Below are 19526 nucleotides of genomic sequence, written 5' to 3'. Positions count from 1 at the left end.
TCAAAGACAAGCACCCCACTTCCCGCCAGGCCAGATCGGCGGAGAGGATTCAGGCTTTTTCGTGATGCCGCCAGCAGCTTACGCTATATTTCGCCGGTGCCGCGATCATGTTTGGAAACAAGCGTTAATCGTTGCCGGCAATGGCGCCGATCCGGATCACGAACAGCGTTGCCTCATGGGCGGGTTGGACGAGCAGGCCGGTGCTGACCGGACCGGACAGCAGCGTGTCGAGCGGACCGAGGCGGACCGGTTCAGCGGCGGGCACGCTGACGTCGCCCTCCAAGCATAGGATGAGCGTTGTGCCGGCTTCAGTCCGGACTTCCACGGGGGCCGAAATCACCAGGCGTTCGACCGAATGCGTCACCCGGCTTCGGCGGGTCATGACATTGAGATCGGTGATCGGCCCGCCGATCAGTGCAGCCGAGGTCTGCACGTCGGCAGGGAAAGAAAACAGGGCCGTCGTCCTGTTTATGGATGTCGGCGGGTGGCCGGCAATCTCAAGGACGATGCCCTCGCCTTCGAGCACGGCAAGGGTGCGATCGATCCCGGCAAATTGCGAGAAAGGACCGCTCAGTTCGACGCGCGCCATCGAGACGCGCCAGTCGAAGTCGTCGAGACCGGCACCCGAGGGCGAAACGGCGATTTCCGTCGTCACGCCGCCGCCGTTCTTCCACGGCATCGACCGGTATTCGGCTGCCCGCAGGATGCGCATCGGTTCAGCCAATCAGCCGAGAATGCCGGGCAAATTGAGCTGGTGCTCCTTGGCGCATTCGATGGCGACGTCGTAGCCGGCATCGGCATGGCGCATGACACCGGTCGCCGGATCGTTCCACAACACCCGCTCCAGGCGCCTTGCGGCGTCCGGCGTGCCGTCGGCGACGATGACCATGCCGGCGTGCTGCGAGAAACCCATGCCGACGCCGCCGCCATGGTGCAGCGACACCCAGGTGGCGCCGGACGCCGTGTTGAGCAACGCGTTGAGCAGCGGCCAATCGGACACAGCGTCCGAGCCGTCCTTCATGGATTCCGTTTCGCGGTTTGGCGAGGCGACCGAGCCGGAATCGAGGTGATCGCGGCCGATGACGACAGGCGCCTTCAGCTCACCCTTGGCCACCATCTCGTTGAAAGCGAGTCCGAGCCTGTGGCGGTCGCCAAGGCCGACCCAGCAGATGCGCGCCGGCAGGCCCTGGAAGGCGATGCGCTCGCGCGCCATGTCGAGCCAATTGTGCAGATGGGTGTTGCCGGGCGTCAGTTCGCGCACCTTGGCGTCGGTCTTGTAGATATCCTCAGGATCGCCGGAAAGGGCTGCCCAGCGGAACGGCCCGATGCCACGGCAGAACAGCGGGCGGATATAGGCCGGCACGAAGCCGGGGAAGGCAAAGGCGTTCTCGAACCCCTCCTCCTTGGCCACCTGGCGGATGTTGTTGCCGTAGTCGAGCGTCGGCACGCCGGCGTTCCAGAACGCCACCATCGCCTCGACATGTTCGCGCATGGAAGCGCGTGCCGCCTTCTCGACCACCTTGGGGTCGCTGACGCGCTTCTCGCGCCACTCGGCCATCGTCCAGCCCTTCGGCAGGTAGCCGTTGATGGGATCATGCGCCGAGGTCTGGTCGGTGACCATATCGGGGTGAATGCCACGCCGGAACATTTCCGGGACGATCTCGGCCGTATTGCCAAGCAGGCCGACCGATTTCGCCTCGCCGGCCTTGGTCCAGCGTTCGATCTTTTCCAGCGCCTCGTCGAGCGTGTCGGCGCGCTCGTCGACGTAGCGGGTGCGCAGGCGGAAATCGATCGAGTCCGGGTTGCATTCGATCGCCAGGCAGCAGGCGCCGGCCATGACGGCGGCGAGCGGCTGGGCGCCACCCATGCCGCCGAGACCGCCGGTCAGTATCCATTTTCCCTTGAGATTGCCGCCATAGTGCTGGCGGCCGGCCTCGACGAAGGTCTCGTAGGTGCCTTGCACGATGCCTTGCGTGCCGATGTAGATCCACGAGCCGGCCGTCATCTGGCCGTACATCATCAGGCCCTTCTTATCGAGCTCGTTGAACTTTTCCCAATTCGCCCAGTGCGGCACCAAATTGGAGTTGGCGATCAGCACGCGCGGGGCGTCCGGGTGGGTCCGGAACACGCCAACCGGCTTGCCGGACTGGACCAGCAAAGTCTCGTCATCGGCCAGCGTCCTCAAGGAGGCGACGATGCGGTCGAAGTCGTTCCAGGTGCGCGCCGCCCGGCCGATGCCGCCATAGACGACCAGCTCGTTGGGATTTTCTGCAACATCCGGGTCGAGATTGTTCATCAGCATGCGCAGCGGCGCTTCCGTCAGCCAGGAGCGCGCGCTGATTTCGGTGCCGCGCGGGCTGCGGACTTCGCGGATGTTGTGGCGAGGATTGTTCATGGCGTCACTCCATAAAGGACCTGATGTCAGACGCGCGCCCAGGATGTCGCGGTCTCGAGGATTTTCCGCAGCGTGGCGCGGATCGGTGCTGCGAACTCGGCGTCATAGGGCACCGGCCAATTGTCCGGCGTACCCTTGCCATCTGGCTCGCGCATATAGCCGCGGTTGGAGAGTTCCATCTGCAGCGCATGCACGCCTTGTTGCGGCTGGCCGAAATGGCGTGTGATCCAGCCGCCCTTGAAGCGGCCGTTGATGACAAAGGTTTCACCGGTTTCGGCCATGATCTGGCCGACCATCGCCTGCAGCGTCGGATCGGCGCTCCTGCCGTCATTGGTGCCGAGGTTGAAAACCGGCAGCGTGCCTTCAAACAGGCGCGGCAGCACTGAACGGATCGAGTGGCAGTCATAGAGGACGATCTTTTCGTGCAGGCCACGCAACCGGTCGATCTCGACCTGCAAGGCGGCATGGTAGGGCACGAAGAATTTCTCGCGACGCTCGTCGATCTCCGACGGCCCCGGTTCTTCGCCCTCGCGATAGAGCGGATCGCCATCGAAAGTCTCGGTCGGGCAAAGGCCGGTCGTCGCCTGGCCGGGGTAAAGCGAGGCGCCGGAGGGATCGCGGTTGACGTCGATGACGGTGCGCGAGATCGCGGTGTGCACCACCGTCGCCCCGAGGCCGGCAGCAAAGTCATAGAGATTATCGATCCACCAATCGCAGTCGCGGCGGCCGAGCCAGGGCGAGACCAGCCGATTCTCAAGGCCGGCGAGGTCGATGCCGGTGTGCGGGATCGACACCAGCAACGGCGCTGTGCCGGGCGTGACCGTCAGCCAGGGCGCGCTTGCCATCACATCGCTCCGGAAACCGACGGCAGAGCCACGCCGCCGGCGGCCTCGATGGCCGCACCGCTGCGCACCATGGCGATGGCTTTTTCCATATCGGGGTGGAAATGGCGGTCATTGTCGAGATGCGGCACTTCGGCCCGGACCAGCTTGCGCACTGCCTCCAGGGCGTCGCTCGAGGCCAGCGGCGCATGGAAATCGCAGCCTTGGGCCGCGGCCAGCAATTCGATGCCGATCACGGCGGTGGCGTTCTCGACCATCCCGATCAGCCGGCGCGCACCGTGCGCGGCCATCGAAACATGGTCTTCCTGGTTTGCCGAGGTGGGGATCGAATCGACGCTGGCCGGATAGGCTTTCTGCTTGTTCTCCGAAACGAGCGCCGCCGCCGTCACCTGCGGGATCATGAAGCCGGAGTTCAGGCCGGGCTTCGGCGTCAGGAAGGCCGGCATGCCGGACAGCGCCGGATCGACAAGCATGGCGATGCGGCGTTCCGACAGCGAACCGATTTCGCAGATGGCGAGCGCGATCATGTCGGCGGCGAAGGCCACCGGCTCGGCGTGGAAATTGCCGCCGGAAAGCGCGGTGTCATCCTCGGCGAAGATCAGCGGATTGTCGGTGACGCCATTGGCTTCGGTGCCCAGCGTGTCGGCCGCCTGGCGCAGCACGGTGAGTGCAGCGCCCATCACCTGCGGCTGGCAGCGCAGGCAATACGGATCCTGCACGCGTTCGTCGCCAACCCGATGCGATTCACGGATGGCGCTGCCGGCCATCAGATTGCGCAGGGCGTCGGCCGTCTCGATCTGGCCGGGATGCTTTCTCAGCACATGGATGCGCGGATCGAAGGGGGCGTCGGACCCTTTTGCCGCGTCGGTCGACAGGGCACCGGCGACCAGCGCCGATTGGTAGAGCACTTCGGCCTCGAACAAGGCGGCCAGCGCATAGGCGGTCGAAAACTGGGTGCCGTTGAGCAGCGCCAGGCCCTCCTTGGCGCCCAGCGTCACCGGTTCCAATCCATGCGAGACGAAGGCGACCTTGGCCGGGAAACGGCCATGCGGGGTGAAGCATTCGCCGACGCCGATCATCACCGCCGTCATGTGCGACAGCGGGGCGAGGTCGCCGGAGGCGCCGACGGAACCTTGCGCCGGCACCACCGGGATGACGTCGTTGGCCAGCATTGCTTCCAGCAATTCGATGGTTTGCGGCCGCACGCCCGACGCGCCCTGCGCCAGGCTGGCGAGCTTCAGCGCCATCATCAGCCTGCAGACAGCAACCGGCATCGGCTCGCCAACGCCGGCGGCGTGCGACAGGACGATGTTGCGCTGCAAGGTCTCGAGATCCTCGGCCGGGATGCGGACGCTGGCCAGTTTGCCGAAGCCGGTGTTGATGCCATAGACCGGCTCGCCCTTGGCAACGATCCTGGCGACAGCCTCGGCGCTCGCCTTGATCTTTGGCCGGCAGGCATTGTCCAGCTTGGGCACGGCGCCACGATAGATGGCGCGCCAGTCGGCCAGCGTCGCATTGCCGGGCTTCAGGGTCAGTTCGGTCATTGTCCTCTCCAGATGCGGGCATGCAGTGGGTTGAAGCCCATGCGATAGACGAGTTCGGCGGGGCGCTCGATGTCCCAGATCGCCAGGTCGGCCGATTTTCCGGCTTCCAGCGTGCCGGTTTCACCCAGCAAACCAAGCGCGCGGGCGGCCTCGCGGGTGACGCCGGCGAGGCATTCATCGACCGTCAGGCCGAACAGGGTCGCGGCCATGTTCATGGTCAGAAGCAGCGAGGTCAGCGGCGAAGTGCCGGGATTGTTGTCGGTGGCGACAGCCATCTTGACGCCGTGCTGGCGAAACAGGCCGATCGGCGGCTTCTTGGTTTCGCGAATGAAATAGTAGGCGCCGGGCAAGATCGTCGCCACGGTTCCGGCCTTGGCCATCGCCGCTGCACCGGCATCATCGGTGTATTCGAGATGGTCGGCCGACAGCGCACCGTAACGGGCGGCGAGTTCGGCGCCATGCAGGTTGGACAGCTGGTCGGCATGGAGCTTGACCGGCAGGCCTGCTGCTTTGGCCGCATCGAAGACGCGCGCCATCTGTTCCGGCGAAAAGGCGATGCCTTCGCAGAAACCGTCGACGGCATCGGCCAGCCCCTCGGCGGCAACCGATGGAAGAATCTTATTGGCGACCAGATCGATAAAGTAGTCCTTGTCGCCCTTGGCTTCCGGCGGCAGCGCGTGAGCGCCGAGGAAGGTGGTGCGGATCGTCACCGCCCGTTGCGCGCCCAGTTGGCGGGCTGCACGCAGCGATTTCTTCTCGTTTTCGAGGTCGAGGCCATAGCCGGACTTGATCTCGACGGTGGTCACGCCTTCGGCGATCAGCGCATCGAGGCGCGGCAGCGATTGAGTGACCAGTTCGTCTTCGCTGGCGGCGCGCAAGGATTTGACCGACGAAACAATGCCGCCGCCGGCCCGGGCGACCTCTTCATAGGTGGCGCCGGCCAGCCGCATCTCGAATTCGTTGGCGCGGTTGCCGGCGTGGACCAGATGGGTGTGGCAGTCGATCAGGCCAGGCGTGATCCAGCGGCCCTCGCAATCGACCGTTTCTGCGGCCAGGGCAAGTGTTGGGGGCAGCTCCGACTCGGGGCCGGCATAGACAATGCGGCCGTCACGCGCAGCGACCGCGCCATGTTCGACGACGCCAAGTCCGGCAGACCCGTCGGCCATTGTCGCTAGCCGCGCATTGCGCCACAGACGAAGATCCCCTGCCCGGCTTTTGCTCTGTCCAGCCATCATCTTTTCCGTTTCAATCGATGACGATTATGTATATACATATTGAAACGCACTGCAAGTGCCATCATCGCATGAGAGACAGAGAACCGGAGAGAAAAGTGGCAGCGATCTTTGCGGAACAGGCGCTCCTTCCCGATGGCTGGCGCGATAATGTGCGGCTCACCCTGGCCGAGGGACGCATTACAGCCGTTCAGCCTGGCGCCGCAGCAGCAGCCGGCGACGAACGCCACGCGATCCTGTTGCCCGGCATGCCCAATTTGCACAGCCACGCCTTCCAGCGCGGCATGGCCGGCCTTGCCGAACTTCGCGGCCCCTCCGCCGACAGTTTCTGGAGCTGGCGCGAGGTGATGTACCGTTTCGCCCTGTCGATGACACCCGATCAGGTCGAGGCGGTTGCCGCACAACTCTATGTCGAGATGCTGGAGGCCGGTTTTTCCCGCGTCGGCGAATTTCACTATCTACATCACGACCGGGATGGAAAATCCTACGCCAATCTTGCCGAGATGGCCGAGCGCATCGCGGCGGCGGCCGGCGAAACAGGTATCGGCCTGACGCTGCTGCCAGTGTTCTATGCGCACTCGTCTTTCGGCGGCGCCGCGCCAAACCAAGGCCAGCGGCGATTCATCAACGATGTGAATCGGTTCTCGCGGCTTGTTGAGAAATGCCGCGAATCGGTTCGCGCGTTGAATCAGGCTGTCGTCGGCGTCGCTCCGCACAGCCTTCGCGCCGCGACGCCGGAAGAACTGATTGAGGTGACTGCCCTAGCGCCGGATGGGCCTATCCACATCCACATTGCAGAGCAGGTGAAAGAGGTCGAGGATTGCCTTGCCTGGTCGGGCGCGCGGCCGGTCGAATTTCTGCTTGGCCATGCCAAGGTGGACAAGCGCTGGTGCCTAATCCACGCCACGCACATGACCGATGCTGAAACCGTTGCCATGGCCAGGAGCGGCGCCATCGCCGGTCTCTGCCCGATCACCGAAGCCAATCTCGGTGACGGCACTTTTGCCGCGCCACTGTTCAGAGACCATGGCGGCCGCTTTGGCGTCGGCTCCGATTCCAACGTGCTCATCGGCCTGCCCGACGAATTGCGCCAGCTCGAATATTCACAGCGCCTCGCCCACCGCGCCCGCAATGTGCTGGCGGTCGCGGGCGGCTCGACCGGCCGGGCGCTGTTTGATGCCGCGCTGGACGGGGGCAGCGTCGCCCTTGGCGCCGGCATCTCGCAGATCGCCGCCGGCGCATCCGCCGATCTCGTCTCGCTCGATCCCAAAAATCCCTCGCTGGCCGGCAAGAGCGGCGACGCGATCCTGGACGCCTGGATCTTCGCCAATGGCGGCAAGGTCGACTGCGTCTGGGTGCATGGGCTCAAGCAGGTCAGCGGCGGCAGGCATGTGGAGCGAGAGGCTATCGCCGAGCGGTTTCGCAGCGTGATGACGGCGCTTTCGGCATGAGCATGGCCGGCACAGTGGTAGCGGAAGGTGGCGGCTCGCTGCACCAGCGCATCCTGACCGACATTAGCGAGAAGATCACGTCCGGTGCCTGGGCGCCCGGCCATCGCATCCCGTTCGAGCACGAACTGAGCGTGCAATACAATTGCTCGCGCATGACGGTGAACAAGGCGCTGTCACAGCTTGCCAAGGCCGGGCTGATCGAACGACGCCGCCGCTCAGGCAGCTTTGTGCGCCGGCCGCAGTCGCAAGCGGCGGTGCTGGAAATCCACGATATCCGCATCGAGGTCGAAGCGCTCGGCTTGCCTTACCGCTACGAGCGCGTCGCTCGGCACAAAAGGCGCAGCAGCGCCGAGGATCGCGCCCTGCTGGAATTGGGCTTGGCCGGACCGGTTGTGGCGCTGGAATGCGGGCATTTCGCCGGCGAGCGGCCGTTCGCGCATGAACAGCGGCTGATCAACCTCACCGCCGTACCCGAGGCAGCAGACGTGGAATTCGTGGCCATCGCACCAGGACCATGGCTGATCGGCCGCGTGCCGTGGAGCGAAGCCGAGCACCGGATTCGCGCTGTCGCCGCCGACAGACATATAGCGGCCGCACTCGACATCGAAGCCGGCGCGCCGTGCCTGGTGGTCGAGCGACGGACATGGAGCGCCGAACATCCGGTCACCCATGTGCGCTTTACCTACGCGGCCGAGAGCCACACGCTGGTGGCAAGGTTCAGGCCGCAGGGGTAGTCTTTCTTCACCCTCCCCCTTGTGGGGAGGGTCGGCGAGCCGGCATTGCGAAGCAATGGTGGCGAAACGGGGTGGGGGTGCGGCGCCGACCCCCACCCCGCTGCTTTGCAGCGACCCTCCCCACAAGGGGGAGGGTAAAAACTCAAATCGCGGCGGTAATAATAATCTCGACCAGATAGTCCGGGGTGGCGAGCTTTGCTTCGCCGGTGGCACGGGCTGGCGTGTTGCCCTGCGGCACCCACTTGTCCCATTCCGCGTTCATCTCGGCAAAGGTGCTCATGTCGGCCAGCCAGATGATCGCCTGCAGGATCTTGGTCTTGTCGGAGCCAGCCTTGGCCAGCAATTCGTCGACAGCCGCCAGGATGTCCCTGGTCTGCGAAGCGACGTTGCCGGTTGGCTGGCCGACCTGACCAGCCAGATAGACGGTATTGCCATGGATGACGATCTGGCTCATGCGCGGGCCGACATCGATGCGACGAATGCTCATTGGATGGTTCCTTCCTGTGACGGTTGCGCTTCTTTAGAGTCGCGGCCGGCTTGGGGCAAGGTCGCCAGGTCGAATCCCCTTGGGCCAACGGCATATGGCATGCACACACGGCAAGTTGCCCCGCGGCCGCAATTCCGCCGGATTGGCTTGTTGACTAATGTAATAACATCACATATCCAATCGGCCGCTGCCAGCAGCCGGATTTCGCCGCCTACGGATCGCAGAATGACAAATACCTGCCTGACATTCCGCGACCTGACGCTTGGCTACGGCAGCCATCCGGCGATCCATCATCTCGACGGCACCATCCGCAAGGGCTCGCTGACCGCTGTGGTCGGCGCCAATGGCTCCGGCAAATCGACGCTGATGAAAGGCATTGTCGGCGTCCTGAAGCCAATGGCCGGCGAGGTTATCCGCGCGCCCGGTGTACGTGCCGCCTATCTGCCGCAGCAATCGGAGCTCGACCGCTCCTTTCCGGCACGGGTGGTCGATCTGGTTTCGCTCGGCCTGTGGCCACGACGCGGCCTGCTTGGCCGCTACACCAAGGAAGATCGCGATGACGTCAGCAAGGCGCTGATGGCGGTCGGCCTCGGCGGCTTTGAAAAGCGCCCGATCGACACGCTGTCGGGCGGTCAGTTGCAGCGCACGCTGTTTGCGCGCGTCCTGCTGCAGGACGCCGACCTCATCCTGCTCGACGAACCCTTCAACGCCGTCGACGCCAAGACGGTCGGCGACCTCATTGCCCTGATCAAGCACTGGCACGGCGAGGAACGCACCATCATGGTTGTCGTCCACGATCTGGACCTGGTGCGGCAGAATTTCCCCGAAACGCTGCTTCTCGCCCGCCAGCCGATCGCCTGGGGCGAAACCAGGGAAACGCTGAAACCTGACAACCTGTTGCGCGCCCGCCGCTTCCACGAAGCCTGGGAAGAAAATGCACCCTGGTGCGAGCCGGGCGAGGACGCTCATGGTGACGATCACCATGGCCACGATCACCATGACCATCGACACGGCGTCGGACCGAGGGCTGCCTGATGGACATGCTTTACGGTCTTGTCATCGCGCCCTTCGCCGATTTCGGCTTCATGCAGCGGGCTTTGATCGGTTCGCTGATGCTGTCGCTCGGCGCCTGCCCTATCGGCGTCTTCCTGATGCTGCGGCGCATGAGCCTGTCGGGCGACGCGATGGCGCATGCAATCCTGCCCGGCGCGGCCGCCGGCTTCCTGTTCTATGGGCTGGAGATCCTGCCGATGACCATCGGCGGCCTGATCGCCGGCGTCATCGTCGCGCTCGGCGCCGGCGCCGTCTCGCGCTTCACCATACAGCGCGAGGACGCCTCGATGGCGGCGTTCTATCTGATTTCGCTCGCCATCGGCGTGCTGATGGTGTCGATCCGCGGTTCCAGCGTCGATCTCATGCATGTGCTGTTCGGCACCGTGCTGGCGCTCAACGATGAGGCCCTGACGCTGATCGGCGGCATCGTCGCGGTGACGCTGGTCAGCCTCGCCATCTTCTGGCGGGCGCTGGTCGCCGAATGCCTCGACCCGCTGTTCCTGCGCTCGGTCAGCCGGCTCGGCAGTCCGGTGCATTTCATCTTCCTCGGCCTTGTCGTGCTCAACCTTGTCGGCGGCTTCCAGGCACTCGGCACGCTTCTGTCGGTTGGGCTGATGATGCTGCCGGCCGCAGCCGCCCGCTTCTGGACAGTTCGCGTCGAGCCGATGTGCGTGCTGGCGGTGCTGATCGGCTTTGCGTCCTGCGTCGCCGGGCTGCTTTTGTCCTATCACGCGTCGCTGCCATCCGGCCCGGCCATCATCCTGTCGGCCGGCGTCGTCTATTTCGCCTCGATCCTGTTTGGCACGCGCGGCATTCTGCGCGCGCGCATCATCCATCACCGTCACAGAACGGCCTGATCCCCGCCCCTAGAAGGAGACCCGTCTATGCTGAAATCGATCCATGCCGCCCTGGCGATGAGCGTTATAACATTAACCGCTTTTGGCGCATCGTCGGCCTTGGCCGCACCGCTGAAAGTGGTCGCCAGCTTCACCGTCATTGCCGATTTCGCCAAAAATGTCGGCGGCGACCGCATCGACGTCACCACCATCGTCGGGCCGGATGGCGACGCCCATGTCTACGAGCCGAGCCCGGCCGATGCGGTGGCCATGGCCAAGGCCGACATCGTTCTGGTCAACGGCCTGCATTTCGAAGGTTTCCTGCAGCGGCTGGTCGATGCCAGCGCCACCAAGGCGTCTATCATCACCTTGACCAAGGGCGTGACGCCGATCGATTTCAAACCTGAATTCGCGGATGCCGACGCGGCCGAAGGTGCCGGCACCGACGGCCGCAAGACGGTCACCGATCCGCACGCCTTCCAGTCGATCGCCAATGCCAGGATCTACGTGAAGAACATCGCCGAGGCTTTCTGCGCAGCGGATGCGGAAGGCTGCGTCAGCTACCAGACCAATGCCGCCGCCTACACGAAGAAGCTCGACGCGGTCGAAGGCGAAGTGAAAGCGGCGATCGCCTCAATCCCGGAGAACAAGCGCGTCGTCATCACCTCGCATGACGCCTTCGGCTATTTCGAACACGCATACGGCCTGACCTTCCTCGCCCCGCAAGGCATCTCGACCGACTCCGAACCATCCGCCGCAGACGTCGCCAAACTGGTCAATCAGGTGAAGCAGGACAAGGCGGCTGCGATCTTCGTCGAGAACATCACCAACCCGCGCCTGATCGAACAGATCGCCAGCGAAACCGGCATCAAGGTCGGCGGCACGCTCTATTCGGATGCGCTGTCGCAGCCCGACGGCCCGGCCGCGACCTATATCGACATGATGCACAACAACATCCGTCAGATCAAAGGCGCCATTCTCGGCAGCTGAGTATGGAGGATTGTCCAGCCGGGCCGCATCGGCCCGGTTGGATTTTCCGGCACGCAGTGTCTATTTGGCAGAGAATTCCTTCGGTACGGATTGCCGCCCATGTCGGGGAGTGGCAAGACTGCCGCCTGACCAGTTTGCGAGGATGCTGCCATGGAATACCGCGAAATCAGCGAGGACTATTCGGTTTCGGGCCAGATCCAGCCTGAGGACGTCGCCGCCATCAAGGAAGCCGGCTTCAAGAGTGTCATCTGCAACCGGCCCGATGACGAACAGCCCGGCCAGCCTTCTGCCGACACCGTCAAGGCGGCGGTCGAAGCCGCAGGGCTCGCCTTCCGCTACATCCCCGTCATCAGCGGCCAGATCACCGCCGAGAATGTCGAGGATCAGGCCGAAGCGCTCGACGAGCTCGACGGCCCGGTCTTCGCCTATTGCCGCTCCGGCGCCCGCTGCACCAATCTCTATGGGCTGATCCAGCAGTCGAAGGGTTGATCCGCCCAAGATTTAGATCGGCAGCGCGCCGGTCTCCTTCAACGTCTCCAGCACGATCGCTGTCTTCACGTGCTGCACGGATTCGTGTGGCAGGAGCACGCCGTTGACGAATTCAGACAGCGATTTCAAGTCGGGCGTCACCACTTTCAGGATGTAATCCATCTCGCCGGTCAGCGCGTGCGCTTCCTGCACCTCAGGCAGCCGCGCCACCAGTTCACCGAAGCGCCGCGCATTGTCGCGGTTGTGCGTGGCGAGCGTGACCGAAATGACGTTGACCAGGGAAAAACCGAGCTTGTCGCGGTCGAGAACGGCGCGATAGCCCTTGATAAAGCCGTCCTCCTCCAGCCGCTGGCGGCGGCGCGAGCATTGCGACGCCGACAGGTTCACCCGCTCCGAAAGATCGTTGTTGGTCAGCCGCGCATCACCCTGCAACAGCGCCATTATCTTGCGGTCAAACTGGTCAATGCGCGCCTCATCCATGGTTTTTCCTCACATCATGCACGCTTCACGCATGACATCATCATTTCAAGCGTTTGAATGCAAGCACCGTGCGCCTCCTCCGCGTTATGATCGTGTCAAATGGCCTTTTCAGGCCAGGCCAGCTTTCGGAGGAATATCATGGGTCCATTCCCGCACGACGCCCCGCCCGCCAGGATCGGCAAGGACAACCCGGCCGGCACCGACGGCTTCGAGTTTGTCGAATTCGCGCATGCGGAGTCGGAGAAACTGGCCGAACTGTTCACCCGCATGGGCTATCTCGCCGTGGCCAGGCACCGCACGAAAGACGTCACCATCTGGCGGCAGGGCGACATCAACTATGTCGTCAATGCCGAGCCCGGCTCGCATGCGATGAAGTTCGTCGACAAGCACGGCCCCTGTGCTGCCTCGATGGCCTGGCGGGTGGTGGATGCCAAACACGCTTTCGATCATGCGGTTGCCAAGGGCGCCATGCCTTACGAAGGCGCCGACAAAGCGCTCGACGTGCCAGCAATCATCGGCATTGGCGGCTCGCTGCTCTACTTCATCGAGACCTATGGCAAGAAGGGTTCGGCCTATGATGCCGAGTTCGAATGGCTGGGCGCTCGCGACCCACGGCCGGAAGGCGTCGGCTTCTACTATCTCGATCACCTGACCCACAATGTCTATCGCGGCCAGATGGACAAATGGTGGGATTTCTACCGCAATCTGTTCGGCTTCAAGCAGATCCATTTCTTCGACATCGACGGCAAGATCACCGGCCTGGTGAGCCGCGCCATCACCTCGCCCTGCGGCAAGATCCGCATTCCGCTCAACGAGTCCAAGGACGAGACCAGCCAGATCGCCGAATATCTGAAGAAATACAATGGCGAGGGCATCCAGCACATCGCTGTCGGCACCGACGAGATCTATGCCGCCACCGATAGGCTGACCGAGAACGGGCTGAAATTCATGCCCGGTCCGCCGGAGACCTACTACGACATGTCGTACGACCGCGTGAACGGCCATGACGAACCGATCGAGCGCATGAAGAAGCACGGCATCCTGATCGATGGAGAAGGCGTCGTCGATGGCGGCACGACCAAGATCCTGCTGCAGATCTTTTCGAAAACCGTGATCGGGCCGATCTTTTTCGAGTTCATCCAGAGGAAGGGCGACGAAGGTTTTGGCGAAGGCAATTTCCGCGCGCTGTTCGAATCGATCGAGCAGGACCAGATCAAGCGCGGGGTGATCAAGGTGGACGGCAAAGCGGCGTAAGGTTACTCTCGCTGCGGCCCGGCTTTGGCTTAAGGTTGGGCCTAGCGAGGTCGAGCCGTGCACGTCTCTATTACGGAAGCCAGAGCCAAACTGTCGGAACTCGTCAGGCGTGCAAATGCCGGCGAGGAGATCGTAATCACCCGGCGCGGCAGGGTCGTAGCGCGTCTCTTGCCGCCCCCCGGCAAGGAAAGACCTATCGGCGCCACCGCTGCTCTGAAAGGGCCGAGCGGCTTGACGATTAATTAGAGCCCCAACCGCTCGACCTCTCTCTCCCTCAGCTTCGCATCATAATAGAGCAGAAACTCATCCAGTTGCGGCGGCTTGACCGACGTCCCCCAAAGCATGGCGTGCACCTGGCCGCGATGATGGATGTCGTGCAGGAAGACATGGGCGAGGATGTCGCCGATGCGCTCGGGGATCATGCCGTCCTCGCGCCGGTCGGTGATAACCTGCCGATCGAGGTCGTCGGCCGACAGTCTATAGCAAAAGGCGATCAGCCGCCGGTCGGCTGCGACCTGCACCGCAAACAACGCCCCCGGCTCGTCGAGGGGCACGAAGTCGTCATGGGCGGCAGCACCGAGACCACCCTCTTCGAGAAAATCGAGGTAGAGAAGATCGACCGCAAGGATGTGGTTGAGCGTCGCCTTGATCGATGGAAAGAAGCTGGTGCGTTCGGCCTCGAACTCGCCTGGCTGGAGCGACAGCACCGCGCGGTAGAGCCGGTCGTTCGACCACAGATTGTTGCCGGCCATACGGCGCAGATGGTCGAGCAGGTTCACGAGATCATCCCCCTGCCCGCATCAGATGCAAGCCTGCCCCCATGATCGCGAATCCGGCAAGAACGATCAGCAGAAGCCGGTTCATGCGCCGCCGCATGGCTTGCGTTTCCTCGTCGCGCGCGACGTTCATGTTGGTGATGGTGTGGAACATCATCGCCTTGCGCGGAAAGCCGCTGCGGTTGGTCAGGCCGGGCGATCGCGCCTCAATGCGGTAGCTCAGCCGGATCGCCTGGATGAAGACCGCCAGTATGGCGAGTGCCCAGACACCGGCCAGCAGATAGTCCCCCGTCATGCCCTTACCTCTCGTATTTCTCGACTTTCTGCTCAATGGCGCCGAAGATCGAATGCCCAGCTTTGTCCTTCATCTCGATGCGCACCGTGTCGCCGAAGCGCAGGAACGGCGTTTTGGATTCGCCTGACACAATGGTCTCGATCATGCGCAGTTCGGCGATGCAGGAATAGCCAGCGCCACCGGCCGAAACAGGCTTGCCCGGCCCGCCGTCGAGCTTGTTGGAGACGGTCCCCGAGCCGATGATCGTGCCGGCCGCCAATGGCCGTGTCCTTGCTGCGTGAACGATCAGCGCCGGAAAATCGAAGGTCATGTCGATACCGGCATTGGCCCGGCCGAACGGCTTGCCGTTGAGATCGGCGAGCAGCGGCAGGCTGACCTTGCCGCCGTCCCAGGCATCACCCAGTTCGTCCGGCGTCACCGCGACAGGCGAAAACGCCGAGGACGGTTTTGACTGGAAAAAACCGAAACCTTTGGCCAGTTCCGGTCCGGTGAGCGCGCGCAGCGTGACGTCATTGACCAGCATGACCAGCCGGATCGCCGCGCGCGCCTCATCGACACTGGCGCCCATCGGCACGTCGTCGACAATGACGGCGACTTCGCCTTCCATGTCGATGCCGAAGGCTTCGTCAGCCATGCGGATCGGATCGCGTGGCGGAATGAAAGAATCTGAGCCGCCCTGGTAGATCAGCGGGTCGGTCCAGAAGCTCGCAGGCATCTCGGCGCCGCGCGCTTTGCGCACCAGTTCGACATGATTCACATAAGCCGAGCCGTCGGCCCATTGATAGGCGCGCGGCAGCGGCGAGTGGGCGTCATGCTCGTGGAAGCGCTCCGCCGGCACCGCATTGTTCTCAAGCGATTCCGCTATTGTCGCGAGATGCGGGGCGATGCGGCGCCAGTCGTCGAGCGCCGCCTGCAGCGTGCGCACCAGGAACGAGGCGTCGGTGAAGCGTGTCAAGTCGCGCGAGACGACGACGAGTTTTCCGTCGCGCGTCCCGTCCTTCAATGTGGCAAGCTTCATGCAGTTTCCTCTCCTTGTGCAGCTTTCTCGCTGCTTAACTCCACAACAAGGCCGTCGCGGGCGATCGTCAAGTCGCCGGCCCATGTTTTCCTGACAGCGTCAGTCCAGTCGGCCTCGCCGATCTTGGCGTCGTCGGCCGGAATGAGGTGGTTGAGCACCAACCTCTTCACGCCGGCATCGCTGGCGATGATGCCGGCCTCTTCGGCAAAGCTATGGCTGGCGAGCAGGTGGCCTTTCAGCCGCGCGCCATTGCCGGTCCTGGCCACCAGCCGCTCGATGCCTTCCTCCAGCATGGCTTCATGGACGAGGGTATCGGCGCTTTGGGCAAAATCCGCCAGCGGCGGAAAGAAGGCCGTGTCAGCGGAGAACACCACGCTTTTCCCGCCGTGCTCGAAGCGCAGGGCAAAACAGTCGGTCACCGGCGGATGCTCGACGCGCAGCGCCGAAACCGTCAAGCCGCCCTGCTCGAGCACCTGGCCTTCGTCGAATTCGCTGATCGAAACCAGGTCGCGAATATCCGGCCGGCCTTCATCGACGATGCGGATCTCGATATCGAACTCCATCGCCTGGCAAAAGCGCCGCCAGTAGTGAATAGTGCCGGGCGGACCGAACACGCCGACGGGCGTGGCCAGACCCGCCGTCCAGGCGGTGTGGATCAGCGGCCCCAGTTCCAGGACATGGTCGGAGTGCAGATGCGTGATGAAGATCAGGTCGAGCGCCTTCAGGCTGATACCGGCATCGACCAGACCGCGCGTGACGCCAAGCCCGCAGTCGACGACGATGCTGCGGCCTCCGATCTGCAGCAGCGACGAACTCGGCCACGGACCACCCGGCCGCAATGCCGGACCACCCTTCGAGCCCAAAAGCACCAGCCGATCCGGCATTGGCTCGGTGCTCAAGACCAGTCGCCCTCGGGCGTGCCGTTGAAACGCTTCTTCAGATCCGCCCAGCAGTCGATGTAATTGTCCTGCCGGGTTTCGAGCTCGGCGCCGTAGCGGGTCAGCATTTGCGGAAATCGGGTCTCGAACATGAACGCCATGGTGTTGTCGAGCTTGACCGGTTTCAGGTCCGCGCGCGAGGCCTTTTCGAAGCCAGGCGCATCCGGCCCATGGGCCAGCATCAGATTGTGCAGGCTGATGCCGCCGGGCACAAAACCTTCTTCCTTGGCGTCGTACTGGCCGTGGATCAGGCCCATGAACTCGCTCATGATGTTGCGGTGGTACCAGGGCGGCCGGAACGTATCTTCCGCCACCAGCCAGCGCGGCGGGAAGATGACGAAGTCGATGTTGGCCGTGCCCTCCTCGCCGCTCGGTGCGGTCAGCACCGTGAAGATGGACGGGTCGGGATGGTCGAACAGCAGCGCGCCGACAGGCGAAAAGGTCGCCAGATCATATTTGTAGGGAGCGTAGTTGCCGTGCCAGGCAACGACGTCCAGCGGCGAATGGCCGATCTCGGTGACATGGAAATTGCCGCACCATTTCACCGTCAGCCGGCACGGCGTTTCCTTCTCCTCGAACCAGGCGCAAGGAGTCTTGAAATCGCGCGGATTGGCCAGGCAATTGGCGCCGATCGGGCCACGGTCGGGCAGCGTCAGCTTGGCGCCGTAGTTTTCGCAGACATAGCCGCGCACTTCGGCATCGACGAGTTCGACCTTGAAGACCAGACCGCGTGGCAGCACGGCGATCTCGCCGGGGCGCAGTTCGATGGCGCCCATCTCGGTGACGAAGCGCAAAGCGCCGACCTGGGGCACGACAAGCAATTCGCCGTCGGCGTTGAAGAAATGATCGTCAACCATCGAGCGGTTGGCGACATAGACGTGTGCCGCCATGCCGGTCTGGCCGAGCACGTCGCCGGCGGTGGTGATGCTGCGCATGCCGGCGATAAAATCGGTCGGCTCTTTCGGCATCGGCACCGGATTCCAGCGGTATTGGCCAAGCGCCAACTCATGATCGCCGACATTGGGCGCACTCTTCCACAAGGGATAGCTCGCAGGCTTGAAGCGGCCAGTGTGCTTGACGCTCGGCCGGATCCGGTAGAGCCAAGAGCGCTCATTGGTGCCGCGCGGGGCGGTGAAGGGCGAGCCCGAAAGCTGCTCGGCATAGAGGCCGTAGGCCGGCCGCTGCGGGGAGTTCCGTCCTTGTGGCAGCGAACCGGGCAGCGTCTCGGTTTCGAAGCCGTTGCCGAAGCCCGGCATGTAGGAAAAGGCCATTGCTTCCTCCCCGGAATGGATCTCAATTGACCAAACTGGTTTCATTTGTAACCATTGAAAATGTAACCATCAATGGCGGCTTTGAAAAATGGCGATCAAGAGCGAAGCGTCCGACGCGCCTGAAATTCTCAATCTGGAAAATTTCCTGCCCTACCGGCTCTACCGGCTTGCCGACGCCGTCAGCCGCGAATTTTCGCGGATTTACAAGGATAGCCACGGCCTGACGCGGCCGGAATGGCGCACCCTTTCGGGGCTGGGGCAGCATGGAACGATGACGGCGTCTGCAATCGGTGAGCAATCGGCCATGCACAAGACAAAGGTTTCGCGCGCTGTCGCCGAGCTCGAACGGCGTCGCTGGCTGACGCGAAAACCGGACGAAAAAGACCGCCGTATCGAACATCTGACGCTGACCGGAACGGGACTTGCCGCCTATCGCGAGATGGTGCCGCTGGCCAAGGCGTTCGAACGGGATTTGCTGGCAAGGCTCAGCGCTGAAGAGCGCACGGCGATCACCAGCGGACTGGCTGCATTGGAGACCAGCCTGGTCCCGAGCAAGGGTTAGTCCAAGATCAAGCCAATCACCCTAAACGACAGAGTTCGAGCGAGACTGCGTGGGAGCTCCCACCACAGCCAAAGCATAGCATTGCTTTCGATTTGATCGTGATTTGCGTTGTCAGGCCGCGTATAATGCCCATTACACCGACGGGAGGACTACGATGAGCATTCGCGCATTAAGTGTCCTGGTGACGCTACTTGTAGGCACCTGCACATTTGCGCAGGCCCAGCAGACAAAGCCGATGTCGATCGAAGTGTTCCCTTTCGAATTGGAGGACAAGAGCGCCGGGGCGGGAATAATTCCCCCGGATGAATATGACAGGCGCTATCTGTCGGAATCGGCACAAGTTGCAAAGGACATGCTCTCCCAGTCTGGGCGCTTTACAGTAATTGATGTGCCGGCGAGGGATACACAGGCTGCTGCGCCGCACGGATTGCGCAACTGCGCTGGTTGTGAAGGACCGATTGCCAAGGAGCACGGCGCGTCGCTTGCCTTGCTTGGCGTCGTAACGCGCGTCAACCGAACGGAACATACTATGTTCATTCGCATCCTTGACGCCGAAACCGGGAGACATGTTTCGGAGGGGTTTACCGATCTTCGCATGGGTGCGAACCACGCGTGGCCCCGCTCCGTGAAATGGTTGATGAAAAACAGAATCCTGCGCTAGGCGGCATCTACCAGTCCATCACCACCTTGCCGGAACTGCCGCTGCGCATCGCATCGAAGCCGGCCTGAAAATCGTCGATGCCGATGCGGTGGGTGATCAGGCCGGAGACATCCAGTGGGCCCTGCACAAGCGCGATCATCTTGTACCAGGTTTCGAACATCTCGCGGCCGTAGATGCCCTTGAGATGCAGCATCTTGAAGATGACCTTGTTCCAGTCG

22 protein-coding genes and 1 pseudogene are annotated in these 19526 nt (G+C 63.1%); 10 read left to right on the top strand and 13 right to left on the bottom strand.

Going from position 1 to position 19526, the window contains the following annotated elements; translation table 11 throughout:
- Window positions 1–124: 124 nt before the first annotated feature.
- The 5 genes from EN749_RS05340 to hutI are packed head-to-tail and all read right to left on the bottom strand — an operon-like array spanning window position 125 to window position 6013.
- Window positions 125–712, bottom strand: a complete 588-nt coding sequence (locus EN749_RS05340; RefSeq protein WP_128362688.1) for a HutD family protein — start codon at window positions 710–712, stop codon at window positions 125–127.
- A 12-nt stretch (window positions 713–724) separates the two neighbouring features.
- Window positions 725–2395, bottom strand: a complete 1671-nt coding sequence (hutU, locus tag EN749_RS05335) for a urocanate hydratase (RefSeq protein WP_128362687.1) — start codon at window positions 2393–2395, stop codon at window positions 725–727.
- A 26-nt stretch (window positions 2396–2421) separates the two neighbouring features.
- Window positions 2422–3240 (bottom strand): N-formylglutamate deformylase, encoded by an 819-nt coding sequence (gene hutG, locus EN749_RS05330; protein ID WP_127810735.1) that lies wholly within the window; start codon window positions 3238–3240, stop codon window positions 2422–2424.
- Window positions 3240–4781 carry a histidine ammonia-lyase gene (gene hutH, locus EN749_RS05325; protein ID WP_127810736.1) on the bottom strand — a complete coding sequence of 514 codons (1542 nt, stop codon included), beginning with the start codon at window positions 4779–4781 and terminating at the stop codon, window positions 3240–3242. Before hutH ends, hutG begins: the two co-directional genes overlap by 1 nt.
- The gene (hutI, locus tag EN749_RS05320; RefSeq protein ID WP_127810737.1) at window positions 4778–6013 is read right to left on the bottom strand and encodes an imidazolonepropionase; all 1236 of its coding nucleotides are present in this window, start codon (window positions 6011–6013) and stop codon (window positions 4778–4780) included. The genes hutH and hutI overlap by 4 nt, the downstream gene beginning before the upstream one ends.
- 98 nt (window positions 6014–6111) lie before the next feature.
- Between hutI and EN749_RS05315 the strand changes: the two genes are divergently transcribed.
- Both EN749_RS05315 and hutC read left to right on the top strand, forming a co-directional pair.
- Window positions 6112–7464 carry a formimidoylglutamate deiminase gene (locus EN749_RS05315; RefSeq protein ID WP_128362686.1) on the top strand — a complete coding sequence of 451 codons (1353 nt, stop codon included), beginning with the start codon at window positions 6112–6114 and terminating at the stop codon, window positions 7462–7464.
- A 2-nt stretch (window positions 7465–7466) separates the two neighbouring features.
- Window positions 7467–8198: a histidine utilization repressor gene (gene hutC, locus EN749_RS05310; RefSeq protein ID WP_164874001.1), complete on the top strand. Its 732-nt coding sequence runs from the start codon at window positions 7467–7469 to the stop codon at window positions 8196–8198.
- Between the two features lie 142 nt (window positions 8199–8340).
- Here the strand turns inward: hutC and EN749_RS05305 are convergent, their stop codons facing one another.
- Complete coding sequence (locus tag EN749_RS05305) at window positions 8341–8685, bottom strand: RidA family protein (RefSeq protein ID WP_127271894.1); 345 nt, start codon at window positions 8683–8685, stop codon at window positions 8341–8343.
- Between the two features lie 225 nt (window positions 8686–8910).
- Between EN749_RS05305 and aztA the strand changes: the two genes are divergently transcribed.
- The 4 genes from aztA to EN749_RS05285 all read left to right on the top strand — a co-directional run bounded on the left by aztA (window position 8911) and on the right by EN749_RS05285 (window position 12053).
- On the top strand, window positions 8911–9720 hold the full coding sequence (gene aztA / locus EN749_RS05300; RefSeq protein WP_127322948.1) for a zinc ABC transporter ATP-binding protein AztA: 810 nt from the start codon (window positions 8911–8913) through the stop codon (window positions 9718–9720).
- Window positions 9720–10595, top strand: coding sequence for a zinc ABC transporter permease AztB (aztB, locus tag EN749_RS05295; RefSeq protein WP_031212890.1), 876 nt, complete (start codon window positions 9720–9722; stop codon window positions 10593–10595). Before aztA ends, aztB begins: the two co-directional genes overlap by 1 nt.
- Window positions 10596–10622: 27 nt before the next feature.
- On the top strand, window positions 10623–11564 hold the full coding sequence (gene aztC, locus EN749_RS05290) for a zinc ABC transporter substrate-binding protein AztC (RefSeq protein WP_128362685.1): 942 nt from the start codon (window positions 10623–10625) through the stop codon (window positions 11562–11564).
- A 150-nt stretch (window positions 11565–11714) separates the two neighbouring features.
- Window positions 11715–12053 (top strand): TIGR01244 family sulfur transferase, encoded by a 339-nt coding sequence (locus EN749_RS05285; RefSeq protein WP_127270126.1) that lies wholly within the window; start codon window positions 11715–11717, stop codon window positions 12051–12053.
- Between the two features lie 12 nt (window positions 12054–12065).
- Here the strand turns inward: EN749_RS05285 and EN749_RS05280 are convergent, their stop codons facing one another.
- Complete coding sequence (locus EN749_RS05280) at window positions 12066–12533, bottom strand: Lrp/AsnC family transcriptional regulator (protein WP_127270128.1); 468 nt, start codon at window positions 12531–12533, stop codon at window positions 12066–12068.
- Window positions 12534–12671: 138 nt separating this feature from the next.
- On the opposite strand from EN749_RS05280, the gene hppD reads away from it, so the two are divergent.
- Together hppD and EN749_RS05270 are read left to right on the top strand one after the other, a co-directional pair.
- Window positions 12672–13787: a 4-hydroxyphenylpyruvate dioxygenase gene (hppD, locus tag EN749_RS05275; RefSeq protein WP_128362684.1), complete on the top strand. Its 1116-nt coding sequence runs from the start codon at window positions 12672–12674 to the stop codon at window positions 13785–13787.
- A 57-nt stretch (window positions 13788–13844) separates the two neighbouring features.
- Window positions 13845–14033, top strand: coding sequence for a type II toxin-antitoxin system prevent-host-death family antitoxin (locus EN749_RS05270; RefSeq protein WP_127270132.1), 189 nt, complete (start codon window positions 13845–13847; stop codon window positions 14031–14033).
- On the opposite strand, the gene EN749_RS05265 is transcribed toward EN749_RS05270, so the two are convergent.
- Genes EN749_RS05265 through hmgA form a run of 5 tightly spaced genes read right to left on the bottom strand, consistent with a single transcriptional unit; the run spans window position 14030 to window position 18085 of the window.
- Window positions 14030–14566 (bottom strand): DinB family protein, encoded by a 537-nt coding sequence (locus EN749_RS05265; protein ID WP_128362683.1) that lies wholly within the window; start codon window positions 14564–14566, stop codon window positions 14030–14032. The genes EN749_RS05270 and EN749_RS05265 overlap by 4 nt on opposite strands.
- A 4-nt stretch (window positions 14567–14570) precedes the next feature.
- Window positions 14571–14858, bottom strand: coding sequence for a hypothetical protein (locus tag EN749_RS05260; RefSeq protein ID WP_127270135.1), 288 nt, complete (start codon window positions 14856–14858; stop codon window positions 14571–14573).
- A gap of 4 nt (window positions 14859–14862) precedes the next feature.
- Window positions 14863–15876 (bottom strand): fumarylacetoacetate hydrolase family protein, encoded by a 1014-nt coding sequence (locus EN749_RS05255; RefSeq protein ID WP_128362682.1) that lies wholly within the window; start codon window positions 15874–15876, stop codon window positions 14863–14865.
- On the bottom strand, window positions 15873–16760 hold the full coding sequence (locus tag EN749_RS05250; protein WP_189367384.1) for an MBL fold metallo-hydrolase: 888 nt from the start codon (window positions 16758–16760) through the stop codon (window positions 15873–15875). Before EN749_RS05250 ends, EN749_RS05255 begins: the two co-directional genes overlap by 4 nt.
- An 11-nt stretch (window positions 16761–16771) precedes the next feature.
- A complete protein-coding gene (hmgA, locus tag EN749_RS05245) occupies window positions 16772–18085 on the bottom strand; it encodes a homogentisate 1,2-dioxygenase (RefSeq protein WP_128362680.1) in 1314 nt (437 codons plus the stop codon).
- A gap of 88 nt (window positions 18086–18173) precedes the next feature.
- On the opposite strand from hmgA, the gene EN749_RS05240 reads away from it, so the two are divergent.
- Both EN749_RS05240 and EN749_RS05235 read left to right on the top strand, forming a co-directional pair.
- The gene (locus tag EN749_RS05240; RefSeq protein WP_127329839.1) at window positions 18174–18647 is read left to right on the top strand and encodes a MarR family transcriptional regulator; all 474 of its coding nucleotides are present in this window, start codon (window positions 18174–18176) and stop codon (window positions 18645–18647) included.
- Between the two features lie 154 nt (window positions 18648–18801).
- The gene (locus tag EN749_RS05235) at window positions 18802–19308 is read left to right on the top strand and encodes a DUF2380 domain-containing protein (protein WP_127269415.1); all 507 of its coding nucleotides are present in this window, start codon (window positions 18802–18804) and stop codon (window positions 19306–19308) included.
- Between the two features lie 7 nt (window positions 19309–19315).
- Here EN749_RS05235 and tdh read toward each other — a convergent pair.
- A pseudogene (tdh, locus tag EN749_RS05230) lies at window positions 19316–19526 on the bottom strand (L-threonine 3-dehydrogenase); the annotation flags it as partial.

The sequence above is a fragment of the Mesorhizobium sp. M7A.F.Ca.ET.027.02.1.1 genome (assembly GCF_004022985.1).
Taxonomy (GTDB): Bacteria; Pseudomonadota; Alphaproteobacteria; order Rhizobiales; family Rhizobiaceae; genus Mesorhizobium.
The sequence above is the reverse complement of the archived record's forward strand: the minus strand, read 5'-3'. Positions and strand labels throughout refer to the sequence as shown.